The sequence below is a fragment of the Burkholderia sp. Ac-20353 genome (assembly GCF_017104785.1).
Lineage (GTDB): Bacteria > Pseudomonadota > Gammaproteobacteria > Burkholderiales > Burkholderiaceae > Burkholderia.
This window is the reverse complement of sequence record NZ_JAAGPL010000498.1, coordinates 1-1,219: the sequence shown is the minus strand read 5'-3', so window position 1 is coordinate 1,219 and position 1,219 is coordinate 1. Positions and strand designations below refer to the sequence as shown.

At 72.1% G+C, this 1,219-nt stretch carries 1 protein-coding gene; it reads right to left on the bottom strand.

Annotation, left to right across the window (positions count from 1 at the left end; all coding sequences use genetic code 11):
* A partial coding sequence (locus G3N94_RS41565; protein ID WP_346778779.1) for a nodulation protein NfeD occupies nucleotides 1-1,215 on the bottom strand: 1,215 nt, incomplete at its 3' end.
* Nucleotides 1,216-1,219 lie beyond the last annotated feature (4 nt).

Sequence of the window (1,219 nt, the reverse complement as noted above, 5' to 3'; positions counted from 1 at the left end):
GTCGGGCCGCAAGCCGTCGTCGAGCACTTCGCCGATGCTGCCGACGATCGCCTCGGCGCCGCTCACGACCGGCCGGTGCCGCGCGCGCAGCGCCACGGTCGACACGCCCGCGACGAGCAGACCGCCGCCGAGCGCGAGGCTCGCGATCAGCGGCCATGGGATGCCGTAGCCCGGCACGTCGGTATCGATCAGCATCAGCGCGCCGATCGAGAACGATACGATGCCGCCGAAGCCGAGCACGCCGAAGGTCGGCAGGAACGCCTCGGCGATCAGGCACGCGAGCCCGACCAGCACGAGCGCGAGGCCGGCATAGTTGACCGGCAGAAGCTGCATCGCGAACAGGCCGATCAGCAGGCAGATCGTGCCGACCAGGCCCGGCAGCACGAAGCCGGGGTTCGCGAATTCGAAGAACAGGCCGTAGATGCCGATCGTCAGCAGGATCAGCGCGACGTTCGGATCGGTGATGATCGCGAGGAAGCGGCTGCGCCAGTCCGGCTCGACGACGAGGAGCGGCGCCTGCGCTGTCGCGAGCTTGTGCGCGCCGGCCGTGGTCGACACGGTGCGGCCGTCGACCTGCCGCGCGAGGTCGGCCGCGTCCTGCGCGATCAGGTCGACGACGTGCTGCGTGCGCGCTTCCTCGGCGGACAGGCTGACCGCTTCGCGTACCGCGCGCTCGCCCCATGCGGCGTTGCGCCCGCGCAGTTGCGCGAGGCCGCGGATATACGCGGACGCGTCCTGCATCGCCTTGCGGATTTCGGTCGACGCGGTGTCGCTCGGCAACACGCTCGACGCGGCCGATGCGCCGGACGGCGAAGGCGGGCTGCCGCCCGGCGCGCTGCCGCCGATGCCGATCTGCACGGGCGACGCCGCGCCGAGGTTGGTGCCCGGCGCCATCGCCGCAATGTGGCTCGCGTAGACGATATAGGTGCCCGCGCTCGCCGCGCGCGCGCCGCTCGGGCCGACGAACGCGGCGACCGGCACCGGCGAGCCGAGGATCGCCTTGATGATCTGCCGCATCGACGAGTCGAGGCCGCCTGGCGTGTCGAGCTGCAGGATCGCGAGTGGTGCGTGTTCGCTCTCCGCGCGCTTCAGCGAACGGACGATGAAATCGGCACTGGCCGGCCCGATCGCGCCGCTGATCGGAATCACGACGACAGGCGGCCTGGCGGCAGGCGCAGATGCAGGCGCAGCGGCAGGTGGCGCGGCGGCGGCCACGGCC